Genomic DNA, 18933 nt, shown 5'->3' with positions numbered 1-18933 from the left:
CGACGCTCTGAGAAGGTCGGCCGCCGACACGATCCGTCCACGCGCGATGACGAGGCCCGGCGTCAGCCGCGACCGGCCGGCTCGCTCGCGTCGCCGGGCACCGATCTCTCACCGTCGGCGGGCGGCGGTTCGCTCCACCCCAGCCCGAGGCTCTTCTGCACCGCGATGTAACTGTCGGTGAGCTGCGCCCTCGCCTGCGCCACCGCGATGGCGGCCGAGAGGCGCTGGCGCTCGACATCGAGCTGGTCGATCACGTTGCTCGTGCCGGCGGCGACGCGCTGACCGTTGAGCGTCGCGGCTCGAGCGGCGGACTGTTCGGCGCGGAGCAGCTGCGCATATTGCAGCCGAATGTTGCCGAAGCGCGAGAGGCTGGTCTCGGCATCCTGCAACGCCTCCAGCACGCGCTCGCGGTATTGCGCCGCGGCGAGGTCGCGCTGCGCCTTCGATTGGTCGATCGCAGCGCGGGTGCGGCCGAAATCGAGGAACGACCAGCTCAGCATCGGCGCGACCAAGGCGGTGAGCTTGTCGGGATCGACCACGTCGCCGATGTTGGTGCCGCCGAGCCCGAAGATGCCGAGGAAGCTCAGCGACGGAAACAGCTTGGCGGTGTTCACCCCGATCTGGGCAGTGCTGGCGGCGAGCGCGCGCTCGGCCGAGCGGATGTCCGGCCGGTGCGCGATCAAGGCGGCGGGGTCGCCGATCGGCACCTCAGCGGGCGGCAGCGGCACGGTCCCGGCGGCGGTGAGCGTCTGGTCGAGCGCGCCGGGGGTTCGACCGGTCAGCACCGCGAGCTGGTCGAGATATTGCGCGACCTGTGCGCCCAGCGGGATGCGCTGCGCGTCGGTGCTCTCGAGCTGGTTCTGCAACCGCTCGACCTGGAGCTGCGACGCCGCGCCCGCGGCGTAGCGCTGCCGGGTGAGCTCGAGCTGGCGCTGTTGCAGCCGGCTCGACTCGGCGTTGAGCCGCACACGCTCCTGCACGTCGCGCAAGCCGACATAAGCCTGTGCCACCTGCGCCGAGAGGCTGACCTGCGCGTCGGCGAGGTCGGCGAACCGCTCCTCGACCGTGGCGCGGGCGCCCTCGACTCCGCGGCGGCGCGCGCCGAAGAAGTCGGGCTCCCAGGAGGCGGTACCGCCGAGATTGTAGAAGTCGACGGCGCTGCTGCTGGATCCACCCGATGACCCGGCATCGCCCGCGTCGTTGCCGCCACTGCCGCCACTGCCGCCGAGCGCGGTGCCGGGCAGGCGCGCGTGGAGATAGGTCGCGCTCGGGCTGATGCTCGGCAGCTGGTTGGCGCGCTGGGTGCGCAGCCGCGCACCGGCCTCGCGGATGCGCGCCTCCGCCGCGTCGATGGTCGGGCTGTGCGCGAGCGCGTCATCGACCAGCGCGGTCAGCGTCGCGTCGCCGAGCCCCTCCCACCAGCGCGCCACGCCCGGTCCGGGGCGGAGCGCCGGGTCGCCGGCACGGACGAAGCTGCCGCGCTGCACGGCGTCGGCAGCGGTCGCAGGCGGGCCGTGATAGTCGGGGCCGACGGTGCAGGCGCCGAGCAGAGCCAGCGGCAGCAGCGCGAGAGCGGGGGAGGGAGCGTTTCGCATCAATGTGTCGCCGCCGGAGGGGCGCCCTTGGGTAGCGGGCGGAGGAACAGCACGAGCGGCAGCACCGCCAGCGTCCCCATGCCCATGATCCAGAAGATGTCGTTGTAGGTCATCACCAGCGCCTGGCCCTGGATCTGCTGGCCGAGCGCACGCAGCGCGGTCGACCGGCCACCCAGCGACTGCGCGGTGCCGTTGATATAGTCCTGCACCATCACCGAATTGGCGTTGAGCGTCTCCTCGATGCGGCGGCTGTGGAACCAGCTGCGCTGGTCCTGGATCACCGAGATGCCGGCGAGCGCGAAGCTGCCGCCGAGATTGCGCGCCGAGTTGAACAGCCCGGACGCGTCGCCCGCCTCCACCGGGGGCACCGAGCGCACCGCCGCCTGGCTGAGAAACAGCATCGCCAGGATCTGCCCGACGCCGCGCAGCAGCTGCGACTCGACGAAGTCGGCGCCGACCGCGTCGATCGTCAGCGTCGAGTCGAGCAGCGCGGAGACGCCCATGATCACCAGACCGGTGCCGACCGCTATCCGCACGTCGACGTGGCGCAGCAGGATCGGCACAATCGCCATCATGAAGAAGCTGGGGATGCCCGACAGCAGCACCACCTTGCCCGATTGCAGCGCGTTATAGTCCGCGATCGCGGCGAGGAACTGCGGGATCGCGTAGGAGGTGCCGTAGAGCACCACACCCACCACCATGCCCATCATCGCGACGGAGCCGAACTGGCGATCGAGCAGCAGCCGCAGCTTGATGATCGGCCGGCGCGCGAGGAACTGGCCCGCCATCAGCAGCGCGAAACCGAACAGCGAGGTGGCGGCCATGTAGCGGATCAGCTCGGATGAGAACCATTGCTCGCGCTGGCCCTCCTCGAGGAAGACGGTGAGCCCGCCGAGCCCGAGCGCCAGGCCGAGGATGCCGAGCCAGTCGGCCTCGCCGATCAGGTGCAGCTGCGCCTTCTCGTGCTTGAGCCCGACGAGCAGCAGCACGACGAGGACCGCGCAGATCGGCAGGTTGATGAAGAAGGCGTAATGCCAGCTGATGTTCTCGGTCAGCCAGCCACCAACCAGCGGGCCGAGCACCGGGCCGAGGATCGCGGTCATGCCGAAGGCGGAGATGCCGATCGGCTGCTGCTCGCGCGGAAGCCGCTGCGCGATGATGGTCTGCGCGGTGGGGATCATCGCGCCCCCGGTGAAGCCTTGGCCGATGCGCCCGACGATCATCTGCGGCAGCGTGTCGGCGGTGCCGCACAGCACCGAGAAGACCGTGAACAGCACCGCCGCGATCAGCAGGAAGGTGCGCAGCCCGAGCAAGCGGGTGAGCCAGGCCGACATCGGGATGATGACGATCTCGGCGACGAGATAGGCGGTCGCGACCCAGGCTCCCTCGGTACCGCTGGCACCGATCTCGCCCTGGATCGTCGGCAGCGCCGAGTTGACGATCGAGATATCGAGCGTCGCCATGAAGGCGCCGAGGGTACCCGCCGCCACCGCCAGCCACGCGGCGAGATCGGCGCGCTGCGGCGCTTCCCGCGTCGAGACAGGGGAAGCGCCGCGGCCCGGTGCGGCCGCGCTCGCCATCTCAGCGCTCCCGCTGGTTGAGCTGCTGCTGGCGCTCGCGCAGGCGGTCGATCTCGTCCTTGGCCGAGATCGTGTCGACCGTCGCGGTCACCGACAGGCCCGGCACGAGCAGGCGGCGCACCTCGGGCGTGGCCTCCAGCTCGATCCGCACCGGCACGCGCTGCGTGATCTTCGTGAAATTGCCGGTCGCGTTCTGCGGCGGCAGCAGCGAGAACTGCGCGCCCGTACCCGGCGAGAAACTGGCGACGCGGCCCTTGAGCGTGATCCCATCGAGCGCGTCGACCTTGATCTCGACCGGCTGGCCCGGGCGCATCAGCGCCAGCTGCGTCTCCTTGAAGTTGGCGGTGACGTAGAGCTTGTCGAGCGGCACCAGCGACATCAGCCGGGTGCCGGTCTGCGCATATTGGCCGACCTCCACCGTCTTGTCGCCGATGCGGCCGGCGATCGCGGCGCGGATCAGCGTCGCGCCGACGTTGACGTTGGCCGAGGCGAGCTGCGCGCGCGCCGCCTGCGCCTGCGCCAGTCCCTGGCGGATCTGGGTCTCGTACGAGGCGACGCGGCGGCGCTGCATCTCGACTGCGGCGGCCTGGGCGCGCGCCTGGTCCGCTGACTGACGCGCGGCGAGCTCGAGCGAGGCGAGCTGCTCGCGGCTCTCCGCGCCGGAGGCGGCGAGCGGGCGGTAGCGCCGCACCTCTGCGGCGTCGTGCGCCGCGCGCGCCTGCGCGGCGGTGAGCTGCGCCTGCGCCTGATCGATCGCGGCATATTGCTCCTCGACCTGCGCACGCGCGCTGTCGGCCTGCGCGTTGGCGACCGCGATCTGCGCGTTGGCCTGCTCGGCCTGCGCGCGCGAGTCGCGTGGGTCGATGCGGACCAGCGGCTGGCCGGCGCGAACGTCCTGATTGTCCCGCACGAAGACCTCGGCGACATAGCCCGCGACGCGTGGCGCGACGATCACCATGTCGGCGCGCACCTGCGCGTCGTTGGTGTCCTGCAGATACTTCCCGTGGCTCTCGTAGCGCAGGTACCAGATCGCGATCCCCGCCAGCGCGCCGAGCGCCAGCGCGATCAGGATCGTCTTGGCACGACCGCTCATCCTGCGCTTCGCGGGCGCTTGCCGCTCCCCGTCATCGCTGTCGGCTTCCTCTCCAGGCATGTCGTTCTCGTGCGCAGCCTGTTCAGCCATGTCGTCTCGTCCAGCAGCAGCAGACCGCCCGCGGAGGCATTCCGCGGGCGGTCGGCGAGTCGTTGTAAGCGGACAATATGTCCGGTTGTCGGCGTTGACAAGGGCGCGCCATCGCGGACGTAACGTCGCGGCGGGAGAAAGGTGGCGGGTGAGGGCAAGATCTTGCCCGGGACGGGGAGGCGCTGAGGAGTCGCCGAGAAGCCTAGGGCGTCATCCGGATCGGCGCGATGCGACCGTCGGGCAGGTAGCGGATCGTCTCGATCGCGACCTGGCGCTCGCCGCGGTAGGGACCGTCGCCGCTGACATGCTCCCAGCGATGATAGGCGATCTTCCAGCGCCCGTCCGCCGGATCGCGGAAGAAGCTGTGGTGTCCCGGCCCCTTGTAGCGCGCATCGCTGGCGAGCAGCCGCCCGCGATAGGTCCAGGGACCGACCACGCTCGGCGCGGTCTCATAGTGGATGGAATAGTCGCCGTGATTGTAGCGGCCGTGGCTGTACGACAGATAATAGGTGCCGCCTCGCTCGTGCAGATAGGCGCCCTCGGTGAACTCGGGCGGTGGCGTCACCGGCAGCTCGCGCGCGATCGAGACGCGGTCGGGCGCGAGCTCGAACATCCGCAGGCGCGCGCCCGCGCTGCCGCCCGCGAGCAGGTAGGTGCGGCCGTCGCGGGGGTCGGCGAACACCGCCGGGTCGATCGCCTCGAAGCCCGCGCCACCGGTGAGCAGCGGCCGGCCCGAGTCGACGAAGGGGCCGTCGGGGCTGGTGGCGGTGGCGACGCCGATGCGGCTCGGCGTCGGGTTCTGCGGCCCGATCGAGTAATAGAGATAATAGCGCCCGTTGGCCGCCAGCATGTCGGGCGCCCAGAGGAAGTGGCGCGGCGCGCCGTCGGGCGCCCAGCGGATATCGGCGAGCGCGATCAGCGGCGGCCCGGTGCGCCAGCGGCCGCGCTCGCGCACCCAGCCGCGCAGCGTGTCGCCGCCGCCGGTCGGCAGCAGCCGCACCGTGCCTCGCTCTACCAGCACCGCGGGGTCCGCGCCCGCGAACAGCGGGTTGTGCGCCGGCGTGGCGCAGCCGGCGAGCAGCGTGGCGGCGAGCGCCAGCGGCGCGCGGCGCCTCACCGCGGCGCGCCGTTGGCCTCGGTCGTCAGCCGCTTGATCAGCGCGACCTCGGCCGCCCGATAGGGCGTGCCATCGGCGCGCAGCACCTCGTGGAACCACACCGTCGGCTCCTCGTAGGTGTAGGGCTTCTTCCAGCTGTCCCACGGCATGCGGGTCTGCGTCTTGCCGTCGACGAAGCCCCAGTTGAACATCGCGACCCTCAGTTTCTTGCCGAGCGGCAGCGAGCCGTCGAAGGTGGAGCCGTTGCCGCGCGCCATATACTCGCTGCACAGCACGGGGCGGCCGTAGCTCGCCATCTGGCGCGCGCGCTTCTCCCACTGCTCGGGCCAGTTATAGTCGTGGAAGCTCATCACGTCGGACTGCGCGACCTGGATCTTCTCGACCGCGTCGAGCGTGTCCTGCCGGTCCCAGCTCTCGCCGATCCACAGGCCGCTGGTGAGCGGCTGGGTCGGGTCGACGCTGCGCGCCCAGTCGAACACCTGGCCGAGCAGGCCGGCGACCAGCGCGGTCTTGCGCGGGGTGGGCTTGTAGTTGCCGCCGCCCGAGTTGTTGGGCTCGTTCCACACGTCCCACGCGACGACGCGCTTGTCGCGCGCGAAGGTGCCGACGACGTCCTTCACATAGGCCTCGAACTTGCCGTACTGGCTGGCATCCGCGAGCCGCGCCGCGCCTGGCGCCTGCATCCAGCCGGAATTGTGTACGCCCGGGATCGGCGGCCGCTGCGGTCCGGCGACCGGGTCCGGGTCCCAGCAGCTGTCGAACAGCACGAACATGACGCGGATATGGTGCCGCTCCGCGATGTCAAGGAATTGCCCCATACGCTGCTTGAGCCCGGCGGCGTCGTTCTCCCACAACATGTTGTGGAGATAGACGCGCATCACGTTCATCCCCATCGCCTGGGCCCAGCCGAGCTCCTGGTCGATCTGGCCGGGATTGAACGTGTCCGCCTGCCACATCTCGAACTGGTTGATCGCGGAGCGGTTGGTGTAATTGGCGCCCACCAGCCAGGGCTGCCCGCCGTACCAGCGGTTCGCCTCGTCCTTCGACCACATCGCTCGGGCGTCGGCAGGCGACGCCCCCGCTAGGCCCGTCAGGGCGGCCAGCGCAGCCGTGCCGGCGAGCAGCAGATGCCGGATCATCTCGTCTCCTCTCTTATTTTCTCGCCCAGGAATAAGGCTTTGCCTGGCTTATCGCACCCTAAACGTGCCTGTGGTAAGCGAAAAGTAGTATAATCATATCAAAGCTTTGCTGCTGGTGCTGACCGCCCCGCCTGTCCCAGGCTGCGCACGCGCCAAGCATGATTAATCTTCTCGATACCGATCGTCCTCGCTAGGATCGTCCGTTGGGCCGATCAGGGCCTGACGTCAGCTACGGGGCTCCGCCAGTGCAGCATGAACTCGGTCGCAACCTCACCTATGGCCTTCAGGAGGTGCTCGGGCGCGCGATCGTGGTCGGCGATTATGCCGACCGACCTTTCCCGAATGAAGCCGAGATCGTCAAGGCGCACGGTGTCAGCCGCTCGGTCACGCGCGAGGCGGTCAAGATGCTCGCGGCCAAGGGCCTGCTCGGGGCGCGGCCCAAGCAGGGCACGTTCGTGCGCCCGCAGGACGCGTGGAACCTGTTCGATCCGGACGTGCTGCGCTGGTTGCTCGAGCGCAAGCTATCGATCGAGTTGCTGCGCCAGTTCAACGAATTGCGCATCGCCATGGAGCCGGAGGGGGCGGCATTGGCGGCGCAGCGCGCGACGCCCGAGCAGCAGGCCGCGGTCAGTGCGGGGCTGGAGCGGATGCGCGCCGCCGAACGCGGCGAGGACGACACGCTCGACGCCGACATCGCCTTCCACGTCGCCGTGCTGCGGGCCTCGAACAATCCCTTTTTCACGCGGCTGCGCGACATCGTCGAGACCGCGCTGCGCACCTCGATCCGCTTCACCAACCGGATCTCCGGGCGGTCGGCCAGCATCGCCGAACATACCGCGGTGCGCGATGCGATCCTGGCCCGGGACGCCGAGGCGGCGCGCGCGGCGATGCGCGTGCTGATCGTCAACGTGCTCACCCTGATCGATCAGGTCGAGGCGAAGGAGCGTGAGGCCGCGGCGCCTTGAGCCGCGCGGCCGAGCCGCTCGCGAGTCGTATCAGGTCGTCGGGTGTGTTGACGTTGGCCAGCACGAGGCCGGGACAGACCGGGACCACCCCGGCCCGCGCCGCCCAGCGCCGGATCGAGCGCTCGCCGCCCTCGGCGAGGTGGGCCGCGAGCGGCTCGGCCAGCGTGACGGGCCAATAACCCACCGTCGGGGCCTCGGCCGCGTGCGCGGCGCCCGCCGCGCGCAGCGCGGAGACGAGCGACTCCGGCAGCATCGGCGTGTCGCAGGCGGTGGTCAGCACCGCGTCGAAGCCCGCCCCCGCGGCGTGCGCCAGTGCGCCGGCGATGCCGCCGAGCGGGCCGAGCCCCGGGTGCGGTCGATCGCGCACCACCGGCACCGGTGCCTCGCCGCGCCCGACCACCACCGATGCGCTGACGTGCGGCGCCAGGCTCGCGAGCGCGTGATCGAGGAGCGCGGTCCCGTCCAGCGGCGCGAGAGCTTTGTCACTGCCGAAGCGGCGGGCCTGGCCGCCGGCGAGGACGGCACCGAGGATCCTGGTCATCGCATCCTTGTCGCGCGTCACGGCGCCGGAGGAAAGCGTGTTCGACACGTCAACTACGCGAGAGTTCCTCCGCACCATCGAGAGTAAGTCGCTGGTAGAAGGGTAATCCTCGTCAAGTCGGCGCGAACCACTGGCCCGATCTGGCGAGAATGGCGCGTGACGCATTGGCTTGTTCCGGTGCCCATTGTTAGTCGCGGGGCGAGATCAACCGCGGGATGGCGTCTTTTGTCGGAGAACGGCTCGTGGCGGGCGATCGCGGCATGGTCGCGACAGACCTTCGTGGACCGCGAGTTGTTCCTCCGCTCCGACGGTCGTGTCCGTTTCATCCGGATCACGCGGCGGACGCAGCTGCGCGCCGTGACCGTCGGCGCGCTGGTGCTGCTGACGTGGGGCGGCGGGACGCTCACCGCGGTGATATGGGGCCTGCGCGCGCCCGCGCCACGCCGCGCCGAGCCGCGCGTCGCGGTGCTCGCACCCGCACCGGGCGCGGCTCGCCCGCCGCGGACCGCACCGTCCCGCGCCGCAGCGCATGATCCGGTGGCGCTCCGCGAACTGCTGCGGCGCCAGCGGCTGATCGAGCAACTCGTCGCCTCCAAGCTGGGGCAGCCGCTGGTCCAGGACGGGTTGGACCGGCCGGTGCGGGGGGCGGACGATACGCTCGGCGCGCTCGACGCCGCGCAGCAGGCGTTCGCGCGCGGGCTCGGCACGTCGTTCGACGCCGACCGGGTGAAACGCACCGCGGCGCTGCGCCGGCTCGGACTCGACGCCGAGCGCCTCGCCGCGCGAGGCCGGCGAGCGGAGGGAGGGCCGCTGATCCCTTGGCCCGACGACGGCACCGCCGTGCCCGCCGCGCTGGAGGCGCTCGCCGCCGCGGTCGTTCACTGGGCCGCGGTCGGGCAGGGTGCCGCCGCGGTACCCTCCGGCCGCCCGACGCGCGGTTCGAGCCAGACGAGCAGCTTCGGCGTGCGCGCCGATCCCTTCACCGGCCGCCCGACCTTCCACGCCGGCCTGGATTTCCGCGGCCGCTACGGCGAGCCGATCTACGCCGCCGCGGCGGGGCGGGTCAGCTTCGTCGGCGAGCGCGCGGGCTATGGCCGGCTCGTCGAGATCGATCATGGCGACGGTATTGCGTCGCGCTACGGCCATCTCTCCGGCGCCGACGTCAGCGTCGGCGAGCAGGTGGTGCGCGGCCAACGCATCGCGCGGATGGGCTCGACCGGCCGATCCACGGGGACGCACGTCCACTTCGAGGTGCGCCTCCGCGGCAGTGCGGTGAACCCGCAACCGTTCCTCGCCTTCGGCGACACGAAAGGAAGATGACCATGTCGATGTTCGGCAGCCGGCATGCGCCGCCTCCGCCGCCGCCGCCCACGCGTGCCGCCGCGCTGGTGCCGCCCGCGCCAGCGACCGGCGCCAAGCACACGCCCTTCTCGCTGATCGGCGGCGACGTGGTGGTGACGGGCAACGTCTCGGCCACGGTGGACATCCATATCGACGGCCGGATCGACGGCGATCTGGAATGCGCCGCGCTGGTGCAGGGCGCGGAGAGCGTGATCCGCGGCAATATCGTCGCGAAGGCGGCGCGCATCGCCGGCCAGGTCGAGGGTAGCATCAACGCCGACAATCTCGTGATCGAACGCAGCGCGCGCATCTTCGGCGACTGCCGCTACGGCACGCTGGCGGTCGAGAACGGTGCGCAGGTCGAGGGACGCTTCTCGGCGCAGAGCACGATCGTGGTGCCGCCAGAGCTCACCGCGCCGGCCGAGGAATACGCCGAGGAGATCGAGGAGGAAGAACGCTACCTCGATTGAGCGCCGGTGCGGTTCCCCCGTGCGAGGGCAGGGCGGTTGCCTGTGACGATAGGATGCACCGAGCGATCGGCGCGCTGCCGTCGTCCCGGACATGATCCGGCAGCCATGGGGCCCGAGAACACCGGCGGAGGCGTGGGCGGCAGCGTGGTTTCCGGTCCGGTCCGGCCCGGCGCGACGGGACGGTTCCGGTGCGCGGACGCCGCACGAGCCGGCATCGGCGAAAGCCAGGGGCGTCCGGGGCGGAGCGGGCGAAGGGCGCCACCGGCGAGCCATCGGGCTGCGGTGGCGCCGCGCGAGGCTAGGCGCCGAAGACGCGCGTGAAGATCGTGTCGACGTGCTTGAGATGGTAGCCGAGGTCGAACTTGTCGTCGATCTCGGCCGCGGAGAGCGCCGCGGTCACCTCGGGGTCGCCCTTGAGCAACTCCTGGAGCGACAAGGCCCCGTCCGACTCCCACACCCGCATCGCGTTACGCTGCACCAGTCGGTAGGCGTCCTCGCGGCTCACGCCCGCCTGGGTCAGCGCGAGCAGCACGCGCTGCGAGTGGACCAGCCCGCCCATGCGGTCGAGGTTCTTCTGCATGCGCTCGGGATAGACGAGCAGCTTGTCGATGACCCCGGTCAGCCGCGCGAGCGCGAAGTCGAGCGTGATCGTGGCGTCCGGCCCGATGTAGCGCTCCACCGACGAGTGCGAGATATCGCGCTCGTGCCACAGCGCCACGTTCTCGAGCGCGGGCGTGACGTAGCCGCGCACCATGCGCGCCAGTCCGGTCAGGTTCTCGGTGAGCACCGGGTTGCGCTTGTGCGGCATCGCCGACGAACCCTTCTGCCCCGGCGAGAAATATTCCTCGGCCTCGAGCACCTCGGTGCGCTGCAGGTGGCGCACCTCGGTGGCGACGCGCTCGATCGAGCCGGCGATCACGCCGAGCGTCGCGAAGAACATCGCGTGGCGGTCGCGCGGGATCACCTGCGTCGAGACCGGCTCGACCGCGAGGCCGAGCGCGGCGGCGACATGTTCCTCCACGCGCGGATCGACGTTGGCGAAGGTGCCGACCGCGCCCGAGATCGCGCAGGTGGCGATGTCGGCGCGCGCCGCGATCAGCCGGGTCCTGCAACGGTCGAACTCGGCATAGGCCTGCGCCAGCTTGAGCCCGAAGGTGACCGGCTCGGCGTGGATGCCGTGGCTGCGCCCGATCGTCGGCGTGAGCTTATGCTCGCGCGCGCGGCGCTCGATCACCTCGAGCAGCCGGCCGAGATCGGCGAGCAGCAGGTCGGCGGCGCGGGCGAGCTGTACCGCGAGCGTGGTGTCGAGCACGTCGGACGAGGTCATGCCCTGGTGCATGAAGCGCGCCTCGTCGCCGACCTGCTCCGCGACCCAGGTGAGGAAGGCGATGACGTCGTGCTTGGTCACGGCCTCGATCGCGTCGATCGCGGCGACGTCGATCGCTGGCTTGGTCGCCCACCACGCCCAGAGCGCGTCGGCGGCGCTCTGCGGCACGACGCCGAGCTCGGCGAGCTTCTCGGTGGCGTGCGCCTCGATCTCGAACCAGATCGCGTAGCGCGCCTCGGGCGTCCAGATCGCGGTCATCTCGGGGCGGGAGTAGCGGGGGATCATGCGCGCGGTCCTGGAGCGAGGCGGGAAGATGCGCGGGCGGGTAGCAGCGCGCGGCGTGAGGGGCAAATGGCGCGGCGCTCGCTCAGATCAGCCCGCGCGCGCGCAGGCTCAGCTGGCCCGATCCAGCGACGATGACATGGTCGTGGACCGCGATGCCGAGCGGTCGTGCCGCGGCGACGATCGCGCGCGTGATGTCGATGTCGGCGCGGCTCGGCGAGGGATCGCCCGAGGGATGATTGTGGACCAGGATCAGCGCGGCCGCGCCGGTGTCGAGCGCGCGCTTGATCACCTCGCGCACGTGCACCGCGGCCTGGTCGATCGTGCCCTGTGCCATCACCTCGTCGCGCACGATCATGTTGCGCGTGTTGAGGTGCAGCACACGGAACCGTTCGATGGTGTCGTGCGCCATATCGGCATGAAGATAGTCCGCCAGCGCCTGCCAGTTCGACAGGATCGGCGCGGCGGTCGCGCGTTCGCGCAGCAGTCGGATCGCGGTGGCACGCGCGATGCGCAGCGCGGCGACGCTCACCTCGCCGAGCCCCTCCACCCGCGTCAACGCCATGGCGTCCGCTTCCATCAGGGCGTTGAGACTGCCGAAGCGACGCAGCAGGCCCTTGGCGATCGGCTTGGTGTCGACCCGTCGCAGCGTGAGGCCGAGCAGATACTCGATCAGCTCATAGTCGTGCAGCCCATCGGGATCGAGGAGCAACCGCTCGCGCAGCCGCTTGCGGTGGCCCTGGACGTCGCTCGCGGCGGTCTCTTCGTCGACCATCGCGGGTCGCCTAGGCGAGCGCGCGATCGTGCGCAATTGCGCGTGGCGGGCGCGCCGGCCTATGCTGGCGATCGAATGACGCGCGACGGAGATCCGAGGTGACCAGCGCGCGCCGTCGCGCCCTGATCGCGGTCTCCGGGCTGGCGCTCGCCGGGGGGACGACCCTGTGGCTGTCGCGCGTGCCGATCGCGACTCACGTGATCGACCGCGAGCTGGCGCGCCGCGGGGTCGCCGGCCGCTACGCCATCGAGGACCTGGGCTTCGGCCGCCAGCGCCTGACCGGCGTGGTGATCGGCGACCCGCGCGCGCCCGATCTGGTCGCGGACTGGGTGGAGACCGAGACCGACATCGGTCTCGCCGGGCCGAAACTGGTCGGCGTGCGCGCGGGGCATGTCCGCCTGTCGGCGCGGCTGGCGGACGGCAAGCTGTCGCTCGGCGCGATCGACCGGCTGCTGCCGGCGGGCGCCGGCGGCGGCTTCGCGCTGCCCGCGATCGACCTCGACGTCGCCGACGCGCGGATCGCACTGACGACGCCGCAGGGTGACGTCGCGCTGCGGCTGAGCGGGCGCGGACGGCTCGACGGCGGGTTCAGCGGTCGTCTGCTCGCGGCCGCGCCGCGGCTGATGGCGGGCGGCTGCGCGCTGCGCGGGCTCGACGCGCGCGTGTCGGTGCGGGTGGTGGAGAAGGCGCCACGGGTCGTCGGTCCGGTCACCGCCGCGGCGCTCGACTGTGCGGGCGGGCGGCTGGTCGCGCCGACGGTCACGCTGGACGCCGCGCTGTCGCCGGCGCTCGATCGGTGGCGCGGCAGCGCGCGGTCGGGCGCGGCCAGCGCCACGGCGGCAGCAGGCCGGCTCGACGAGCTGGGCGGCACCGTCAGCTTCGCCGGTGACGCGCGGCGCAGCGGCGGCACGCTGACCCTCACCGCGGCGCGGCTGCACGCGGCGGCGGCGAGCGGCGGCGCGACCCGCTTCACCGGCACGTGGCGGCTCGCCGGACGCGGCGCGACAATCGCCGGGCGGCTGGACGCCGCGGCGGTGGCGCTCGCGACGGGTGAGCGGGCACGGCTGCGGGTCGTGCGCGACGCGACGATCGGCACGCCGCTGGCGCCGCTCGGCGCCGCGCTCGCGCAAGACCTGGACGCCGCCGCCCGGCGAATGCGCATCACCGCTGACCTCGCGTTGGCGAGCGGCGCGACGACGCTGCTGACGATCGACCGCGCCGAGATCGTCGCGGCGAGCGGTGCGCGAGCGGCGCTCGACGATGGTGGGATCGTGCTCGGCCATCCTGCCGGCGCGCGGCTGGCTGGCCGGCTGAGGCTCGGCGGCGGCGGGCTGCCCGCGACCGCTCTACGGCTGACGCAGGCGGCGCCCGGTGCAGCGGTCGGCGGCACCGCGACGATCGCGCGCTACGCCCGGAACGGCGCCGTGCTGGACCTCACCCCGCTCACCGCCTCGCCCACGCGTGCGGGCGTGCGGTTCCGCACCAGCGCGACGCTCTCCGGGCCGCTTCCCGGCGGACGCGTCGAGCGGCTCAGCCTGCCGCTCGACGCGCTCCTCGGCCGCGGCGGTGCGCTGACGCTCGCGCCCGGCTGCGCGCCATTGCAATTCGATCGCCTCGTCGCGTCGAGCCTGGCGCTCGAGCGAACCGCGCTGACGCTCTGCCCCCTCAACAGCGCGCTGGTCCGCGTCGCGGATGGGCGGGTGAGCGGTGGGGCGCGGATCGAGCATGTGGCGCTGCGTGGTATGCTGGGCGGGACGCCGCTTCGGCTCACCGCGTCCGACGCGCGGCTGCGGCTCGCCGACCGCGGCTTCGCGCTGAGCGACGTCGCCGCGCTGATCGGCGCATCCGATCGCGTGACCCGGATCGACGCCGCGCGGCTCGATGGTACGCTCGGCGCCGCCGGCGTGACGGGGCGCTTCAAAGGGGCGGGCGGCGCGATCGCGAACGTGCCGCTGGTGATGAGCGCCGCCTCTGGGCAGTGGCGCTTCGCCGGCGGGGGGCTCGCGCTGGACGGCGCGCTCACCGTCGCGGACGAGGCGACACCGGCGCGGTTCGAGCCGCTAGCGGCGCGCGACGTGACGCTCACGCTGCGCGACGGCGCCATCGCCGCGGCGGGCACGCTGCACGAGCCGGGCACGGGCACCACGGTCGCCGACGTGACGATCGCGCACCGGCTCGCCGCGGGCACGGGTAGCGCGCACCTCGCGGTGCCGGGGATCACGTTCGGCGACTCGCTCCAGCCCGACAAGCTGACCCGGCTCACCTTCGGCGTGATCGCCGACGTGCGCGGCACCGTCAGCGGCGCGGGCGACATCGCCTGGAGCCCGGACGGCGTGACCAGCACCGGCCGCTTCACCACGCCGGGCACCGATCTCGCCGCCGCGTTCGGTCCGGTCGAGGGCGTGGCGGGGACGATTCGCTTCACTGACCTGCTCGCACTGGAGAGCGCGCCCGACCAGGTCGCGACGGTGCGCTCGATCAACCCGGGCGTTCCCGTGACCGACGGACGGATCATCTACCAGACGCTGCCGAACACGCGCGTCCGCGTCACCGAGGGGCGGTGGCCGTTCGCGGGCGGGACGCTGACGCTGGAGCCGACGCTGCTCGATTTCGGCACCGACCAGTCGCGCCGGCTGACCTTCCGCGTCGATCGGATGGACGCGGGCAAGTTCCTGCAGCAGTTCGACTTCAAGAATCTGAGCGCGACCGGCACCTTCGACGGCGTGCTGCCGATGCTGTTCGACGCGAGCGGCGGCCGGATCGAGGATGGACGGCTGGTCGCGCGCGCGGGCGGGGGCAGCATCGCCTACCTCGGCGAGCTGACCGAGAAGGACCTCGGCTTCTGGGGCAATCTCGCCTTCCAGTCGCTGCGCTCGCTGACCTATCGCGACCTGGCGGTGGAGATGAACGGGCCGCTCGCGGGCGAGATGGTCACCGGCGTGCGCTTCGCCGGGATCCGGCAGGGGCAGGGGGAGAAGAGCAACTTCCTGCTGCGTCGCCTCACGCGGCTGCCGATCCGCTTCAACATCACCATCCGCGCGCCGTTCCGCGGGCTGATCGACTCCGCGGCGAGCTTCTACGACCCGCAACGGCTGGTGAAGCGCAATCTCCAGGCGCTGATCGAGGAACAGAACCGTCGCGGCGGCACCGTTCAGCCGCCCGCAAGCGCCCCCGTGGCAGAACCGAAGAAGGATTGACGAACCCGATGCGCCTCCCGATCTTGACCGCGATGACGACGGCGACGCTGGTGGCGGCCACCGCGGGGTGCGTGAACATCTCCGCGCCCGACAAGCCGATCCAGATCAACCTCAACATTAACGTGACCCAGGAAGTGGTGTATCGCCTCGACAACGAGGCGAAGACATTGATCCAGCAGAACCCGGGGATTTTCTGAAGGTGATGACGATGAAGGCCCTACTGACGCTCGCCGGTGCGGTGACGCTCGCCGGCCTCTCCACCGCCGCGCTGGCGCAGCGCGATCCCGCTTATGCCGCGGCGCGCTCCGCCGGGCAGGTGGGCGAGCAGCCCGACGGCTATCTCGGCGTGGTCGGCGGCGGCAGCGCGGAGCTGCGCGCGCTGGTCAGCAACATCAACATCCAGCGCAAGGCGGCCTACACGCAGAAGGCGCAGGCCAGCGGCGCGACGGTGGAACAGCTCGCCTTCACCAGCGGCTGCAACCTGATCGCGCAGACGCAGCCGGGCGAGAAGTACAAGGCGCCCGACGGCAGCTGGCAGACGCGCGGGGCCGGCGCGCCGCAGCGTGACTCGCGCTGCGTGTGACGCGCGATCGCGACAGGGCGCCGCGCAACCTCCGTTAACCCCGCGTCCACACAGGTTGACACCCCCGGACCCCCCGGCTAACCGGACGGCGCCTTGGCGGGGCTGCTCGCCGCTCGCGCGCACTCTCTCCTGGTCAACGAACTTCAGGGCGAGGGTGGCGGCGTGGCGGAGAACGGCCCCGGACAGGATTTCCACGACGCGGCGGACCCGCGCCTGACTTCGCTCGACGATCGGTTGAGACAGGCGCGCCGGGACGAGGCGGTTCGCACGGGGGCTGTGCGCGACGGGGGTGATGCGGGCTACGCGCTCGGCAACCGCGTGCTCGCCGCCCTCATCGGAAGTCTCGTCGGCTCGGCGCTGATCGGCTGGCTCCTCGACCGCTGGTTCGGCACCACGCCCTGGGTACTGATCGTGATGCTGTTCCTCGGGATCGGCGTCGCCTTCAGGCAGATCATTCGGTTGACGACCAAGCGTCCGGACGACCCGGGCGCTTGATCTATGTTATAGGCGCAGGGACCAGCACGTGGCGGCAGAAGGCGGCAAGATCGATCCGATGCACCAGTTCCTGATCGAGCCCGTGCTCGGTCAGCGCTGGATCGTGGGCGGCTATGACGTGTCGTTCACCAACTCCGCGCTGTGGATGGTGATCACGCTCGTCGTGCTGTGGCTGTTCATGCTCGGCGGCATGAAGCGCGAGCTCGTCCCGGGCCGCTGGCAGGCGGCGGTCGAGGGCTTCACCGGCTTCGTCCAGAACATGCTGACGTCGAACGTCGGGCCCGAGGGCAAGCGCTTCGTGCCCTACGTCTTTTCGCTGTTCATGTTCATCCTGTTCGCCAACATCCTGGGCCTCATGCCCGTCGGCATCGTGCCGGGCTGGCACCCCTTCACCGTCACCAGCCACCTGACCGTCACCGGCGTGCTGGCGATCATCAGCTTCTCGATCGTGCTGATCGTCGGCTTCGGCCGGCACGGCTTCCATTTCTTCAGCCTGTTCGTGCCGCACGGTACGCCGGCGCTGATGGTGCCGCTGATCTTCGTGGTCGAGCTGATGAGCTTCCTGGTGCGCCCCTTCTCGCTGGGCCTGCGACTGTTCGTCGCGATGACCGCGGGGCACATCCTGCTCAAGGTGCTCGCCGCCTTCGTGATCAACGGCATTAACCTCGGGCCGGGCTATGCGGTGCTGATCACCGTGCCCAGCTTCGTGCTGATGCTGGGCATCACGCTGCTGGAGCTGCTGGTCGCGGCGATCCAGGCCTATGTCTTCGCGCTGCTGACCAGCGTCTATCTCAACGACGCGGTCAACCTGCACTGAGTTTCCACACCAACCTTTGTTTTCTGAACGGGAGTTACTGACATGGACGCAAACGCCGCCAAGCTGCTCGGCGCCGGTCTCGCCGCGATCGGCATGGGCATCGCCGCGCTGGGCGTGGGCAACGTGTTCGCCGCCTTCCTCGAGGGCGCGCTGCGCAACCCGGGTGCCGCCGACGGCCAGCAGGGCCGCCTCTTCATCGGCTTCGCGGGCGCCGAGCTGCTCGGCCTGCTCGCCTTCGTGACGATGATCATCCTGGTGTTCGTCGCGTAACTTGACGCCGACGGACCAGCCCCGCCCGACCACCGGGCGGGGCCGCAAGGATAGCGGATCACCATGCCTCAAATCAGTCAGATCGCCGCCACCTACGCCTCGCAGATCTTCTGGCTGCTCATCACCTTCGGTCTCCTGTATTTCGGGATCGGCAAGCTGATGGTGCCCAGGGTGCAGGGCGTGATGGACCTGCGTGAATCGAAGATCGCGCAGGACCTCGCGAGCGCGGAGAGCGCGCGCGTCACGGCGGACACGACCGAGGCGGCGTGGAACGCCGACATGGACGCCGCGCGCGCCGCGGCACAGGCCGAGGTCGCCGCCGCCAAGGCGCGCGCCGCGGCCGCGACCGAGGCGCAGCTGCGCCATGCCGATGCCGACCTCGCGGAGCGAGTCGCGCACCACGACGTCGCGGTGGCGAACGCCAAGGCGGCGGCGATGGTGAACGTTCAGACGATCGCGACCGAGGCGGCGCAGGAGCTCGTGCAGCGCCTCGCCGGGGTCGCCGTCCCCACCGAGGCCGCCAACGAGGCGGTGCGCAGGCAGCTGAACCATGGCTAACGCTCCCGCCCAACCGACCCAGGGTCCCGCCTCCGAGGGGATGGAGTCGCACGACCTCGCCAATGGCAGCGGCTATGCCGCTTCGACCGAGCATGGCGGCGCGGGCGACCATGCCGCGCCGACCGCGCTCGGCTTCAACGACACCGGCTGGGTCGGCATCGCCGCTCTGGTGGTGCTGATCGGCATGGTGCTCGTCCGCGTGCCCAAGACGATCGCGGCGATGCTCGACAAGCGCATCGGCGAGATCCGCCGCCAGCTCGACGAGGCCGCCGCGCTGCGTCGCGAGGCGGAGGCGCTGCGCGACGAATATGCCGCGCGCGCGCGTTCGGCTGAGGCAGATGCCGCGAAGATGCGCGAGAATGCGCATCACGAGGCCGCCGAGATCGTCGCCAAGGCCAAGGCCGATACCGAGCAGCTGATGGACCGCCGCGCGCGCATGGCGGAGGACAAGATTGCCGCCGCCGAGCGCGCCGCGATCGCGGAGGTCCGCGCCCGCACCGCCGAGGCCGCCGCCGCCGCCGCCGCGGCGCTGATCGCCGAGCGCCACGGCGCTGAGAGCGACAAGGCGCTGGTGGACCGCGCCATCGCCGGGGTGGGTCGGCTCAACTGAGCGGGTAGGGGCGTCTCGCGCGTCCCTCCTCCACGAGCGTGCTCCTGCGGACGCAGGGGCGCAGAGCCACGAAGCGCATCGCCCGCGA

Annotated in this window: 19 protein-coding genes; 11 read left to right on the top strand and 8 right to left on the bottom strand. The window is 71.3% G+C overall.

Translation table 11 applies throughout. The features are described from left to right. Positions 1 to 62: 62 nt before the first annotated feature. The 5 genes from FHY05_RS08565 to FHY05_RS08545 all read right to left on the bottom strand — a co-directional run bounded on the left by FHY05_RS08565 (position 63) and on the right by FHY05_RS08545 (position 6614). Positions 63 to 1595 (bottom strand): efflux transporter outer membrane subunit, encoded by a 1533-nt coding sequence (locus tag FHY05_RS08565; RefSeq protein ID WP_183943938.1) that lies wholly within the window; start codon positions 1593 to 1595, stop codon positions 63 to 65. Then, complete coding sequence (locus FHY05_RS08560; protein WP_183943937.1) at positions 1595 to 3175, bottom strand: MDR family MFS transporter; 1581 nt, start codon at positions 3173 to 3175, stop codon at positions 1595 to 1597. The genes FHY05_RS08565 and FHY05_RS08560 overlap by 1 nt, the downstream gene beginning before the upstream one ends. Before the next feature lies 1 nt (position 3176). Continuing rightward, positions 3177 to 4358, bottom strand: a complete 1182-nt coding sequence (locus FHY05_RS08555) for an HlyD family secretion protein (protein WP_260181404.1) — start codon at positions 4356 to 4358, stop codon at positions 3177 to 3179. 202 nt (positions 4359 to 4560) lie between these two features. Beyond that, the gene (locus FHY05_RS08550; protein WP_183943936.1) at positions 4561 to 5475 is read right to left on the bottom strand and encodes a family 43 glycosylhydrolase; all 915 of its coding nucleotides are present in this window, start codon (positions 5473 to 5475) and stop codon (positions 4561 to 4563) included. Next, positions 5472 to 6614 carry a cellulase family glycosylhydrolase gene (locus FHY05_RS08545; protein ID WP_183943935.1) on the bottom strand — a complete coding sequence of 381 codons (1143 nt, stop codon included), beginning with the start codon at positions 6612 to 6614 and terminating at the stop codon, positions 5472 to 5474. Before FHY05_RS08545 ends, FHY05_RS08550 begins: the two co-directional genes overlap by 4 nt. A gap of 245 nt (positions 6615 to 6859) precedes the next feature. On the opposite strand from FHY05_RS08545, the gene FHY05_RS08540 reads away from it, so the two are divergent. Further along, a complete protein-coding gene (locus tag FHY05_RS08540) occupies positions 6860 to 7579 on the top strand; it encodes a FadR/GntR family transcriptional regulator (RefSeq protein ID WP_311732413.1) in 720 nt (239 codons plus the stop codon). Here the strand turns inward: FHY05_RS08540 and FHY05_RS08535 are convergent. Beyond that, entirely contained in the window at positions 7527 to 8120 is a 594-nt protein-coding gene (locus FHY05_RS08535; RefSeq protein ID WP_183943933.1) for a molybdenum cofactor guanylyltransferase, read from the bottom strand. The two genes, FHY05_RS08540 and FHY05_RS08535, sit on opposite strands and share 53 nt — an antisense overlap. 225 nt (positions 8121 to 8345) lie before the next feature. Between FHY05_RS08535 and FHY05_RS08530 the strand changes: the two genes are divergently transcribed. Then, positions 8346 to 9440 (top strand): M23 family metallopeptidase, encoded by a 1095-nt coding sequence (locus FHY05_RS08530; protein WP_183943932.1) that lies wholly within the window; start codon positions 8346 to 8348, stop codon positions 9438 to 9440. A gap of 2 nt (positions 9441 to 9442) precedes the next feature. Then, positions 9443 to 9931, top strand: coding sequence for a polymer-forming cytoskeletal protein (locus tag FHY05_RS08525; protein ID WP_260181403.1), 489 nt, complete (start codon positions 9443 to 9445; stop codon positions 9929 to 9931). A 298-nt stretch (positions 9932 to 10229) separates the two neighbouring features. Here the strand turns inward: FHY05_RS08525 and purB are convergent, their stop codons facing one another. Beyond that, on the bottom strand, positions 10230 to 11543 hold the full coding sequence (gene purB, locus FHY05_RS08520; protein WP_183943931.1) for an adenylosuccinate lyase: 1314 nt from the start codon (positions 11541 to 11543) through the stop codon (positions 10230 to 10232). An 82-nt stretch (positions 11544 to 11625) separates the two neighbouring features. Then, positions 11626 to 12315 carry a RadC family protein gene (gene radC, locus FHY05_RS08515; protein ID WP_183943930.1) on the bottom strand — a complete coding sequence of 230 codons (690 nt, stop codon included), beginning with the start codon at positions 12313 to 12315 and terminating at the stop codon, positions 11626 to 11628. A gap of 98 nt (positions 12316 to 12413) precedes the next feature. On the opposite strand from radC, the gene FHY05_RS08510 reads away from it, so the two are divergent. The 8 genes from FHY05_RS08510 to FHY05_RS08475 all read left to right on the top strand — a co-directional run bounded on the left by FHY05_RS08510 (position 12414) and on the right by FHY05_RS08475 (position 18845). Continuing rightward, a complete protein-coding gene (locus FHY05_RS08510; RefSeq protein ID WP_311732412.1) occupies positions 12414 to 15512 on the top strand; it encodes a YdbH domain-containing protein in 3099 nt (1032 codons plus the stop codon). An 8-nt stretch (positions 15513 to 15520) separates the two neighbouring features. Then, entirely contained in the window at positions 15521 to 15709 is a 189-nt protein-coding gene (locus tag FHY05_RS08505; RefSeq protein WP_132909268.1) for a YnbE family lipoprotein, read from the top strand. Between the two features lie 5 nt (positions 15710 to 15714). Further along, the gene (locus FHY05_RS08500; protein ID WP_409321657.1) at positions 15715 to 16095 is read left to right on the top strand and encodes a YdbL family protein; all 381 of its coding nucleotides are present in this window, start codon (positions 15715 to 15717) and stop codon (positions 16093 to 16095) included. Between the two features lie 162 nt (positions 16096 to 16257). Continuing rightward, positions 16258 to 16590 (top strand): AtpZ/AtpI family protein, encoded by a 333-nt coding sequence (locus FHY05_RS08495; RefSeq protein ID WP_132909436.1) that lies wholly within the window; start codon positions 16258 to 16260, stop codon positions 16588 to 16590. Positions 16591 to 16618: 28 nt separating this feature from the next. After that, the gene (locus tag FHY05_RS08490; protein ID WP_132909269.1) at positions 16619 to 17407 is read left to right on the top strand and encodes a F0F1 ATP synthase subunit A; all 789 of its coding nucleotides are present in this window, start codon (positions 16619 to 16621) and stop codon (positions 17405 to 17407) included. 42 nt (positions 17408 to 17449) lie between these two features. Next, on the top strand, positions 17450 to 17677 hold the full coding sequence (locus tag FHY05_RS08485; RefSeq protein WP_019515901.1) for a F0F1 ATP synthase subunit C: 228 nt from the start codon (positions 17450 to 17452) through the stop codon (positions 17675 to 17677). A gap of 63 nt (positions 17678 to 17740) precedes the next feature. Beyond that, positions 17741 to 18235 (top strand): ATPase, encoded by a 495-nt coding sequence (locus FHY05_RS08480; protein ID WP_183943928.1) that lies wholly within the window; start codon positions 17741 to 17743, stop codon positions 18233 to 18235. Further along, a complete protein-coding gene (locus FHY05_RS08475) occupies positions 18228 to 18845 on the top strand; it encodes a hypothetical protein (protein WP_183943927.1) in 618 nt (205 codons plus the stop codon). Before FHY05_RS08480 ends, FHY05_RS08475 begins: the two co-directional genes overlap by 8 nt. Positions 18846 to 18933: the final 88 nt, after the last annotated feature.

The sequence above is a fragment of the Sphingomonas sp. BK580 genome (assembly GCF_014194975.1).
Taxonomy (GTDB): Bacteria; Pseudomonadota; Alphaproteobacteria; order Sphingomonadales; family Sphingomonadaceae; genus Sphingomonas.
Note: the sequence above shows the minus strand (reverse complement) of the source record. Positions and strands in the feature narration are given on the sequence as shown.

Coding starts and splice junctions, on each gene's coding strand:
- FHY05_RS08500 (WP_409321657.1), top strand. CDS start 15,715: ATGACGATGAAGGCCCTACTGACGCTCGCCGGTGCGGTGACGCTCGCC.
- radC (WP_183943930.1), bottom strand. CDS start 12,315: ATGGTCGACGAAGAGACCGCCGCGAGCGACGTCCAGGGCCACCGCAAG.
- FHY05_RS08545 (WP_183943935.1), bottom strand. CDS start 6,614: ATGATCCGGCATCTGCTGCTCGCCGGCACGGCTGCGCTGGCCGCCCTG.
- FHY05_RS08485 (WP_019515901.1), top strand. CDS start 17,450: ATGGACGCAAACGCCGCCAAGCTGCTCGGCGCCGGTCTCGCCGCGATC.
- FHY05_RS08555 (WP_260181404.1), bottom strand. CDS start 4,358: ATGGCTGAACAGGCTGCGCACGAGAACGACATGCCTGGAGAGGAAGCC.
- FHY05_RS08525 (WP_260181403.1), top strand. CDS start 9,443: ATGTCGATGTTCGGCAGCCGGCATGCGCCGCCTCCGCCGCCGCCGCCC.
- FHY05_RS08480 (WP_183943928.1), top strand. CDS start 17,741: ATGCCTCAAATCAGTCAGATCGCCGCCACCTACGCCTCGCAGATCTTC.
- purB (WP_183943931.1), bottom strand. CDS start 11,543: ATGATCCCCCGCTACTCCCGCCCCGAGATGACCGCGATCTGGACGCCC.
- FHY05_RS08565 (WP_183943938.1), bottom strand. CDS start 1,595: ATGCGAAACGCTCCCTCCCCCGCTCTCGCGCTGCTGCCGCTGGCTCTG.
- FHY05_RS08505 (WP_132909268.1), top strand. CDS start 15,521: ATGCGCCTCCCGATCTTGACCGCGATGACGACGGCGACGCTGGTGGCG.
- FHY05_RS08535 (WP_183943933.1), bottom strand. CDS start 8,120: ATGACCAGGATCCTCGGTGCCGTCCTCGCCGGCGGCCAGGCCCGCCGC.
- FHY05_RS08475 (WP_183943927.1), top strand. CDS start 18,228: ATGGCTAACGCTCCCGCCCAACCGACCCAGGGTCCCGCCTCCGAGGGG.
- FHY05_RS08560 (WP_183943937.1), bottom strand. CDS start 3,175: ATGGCGAGCGCGGCCGCACCGGGCCGCGGCGCTTCCCCTGTCTCGACG.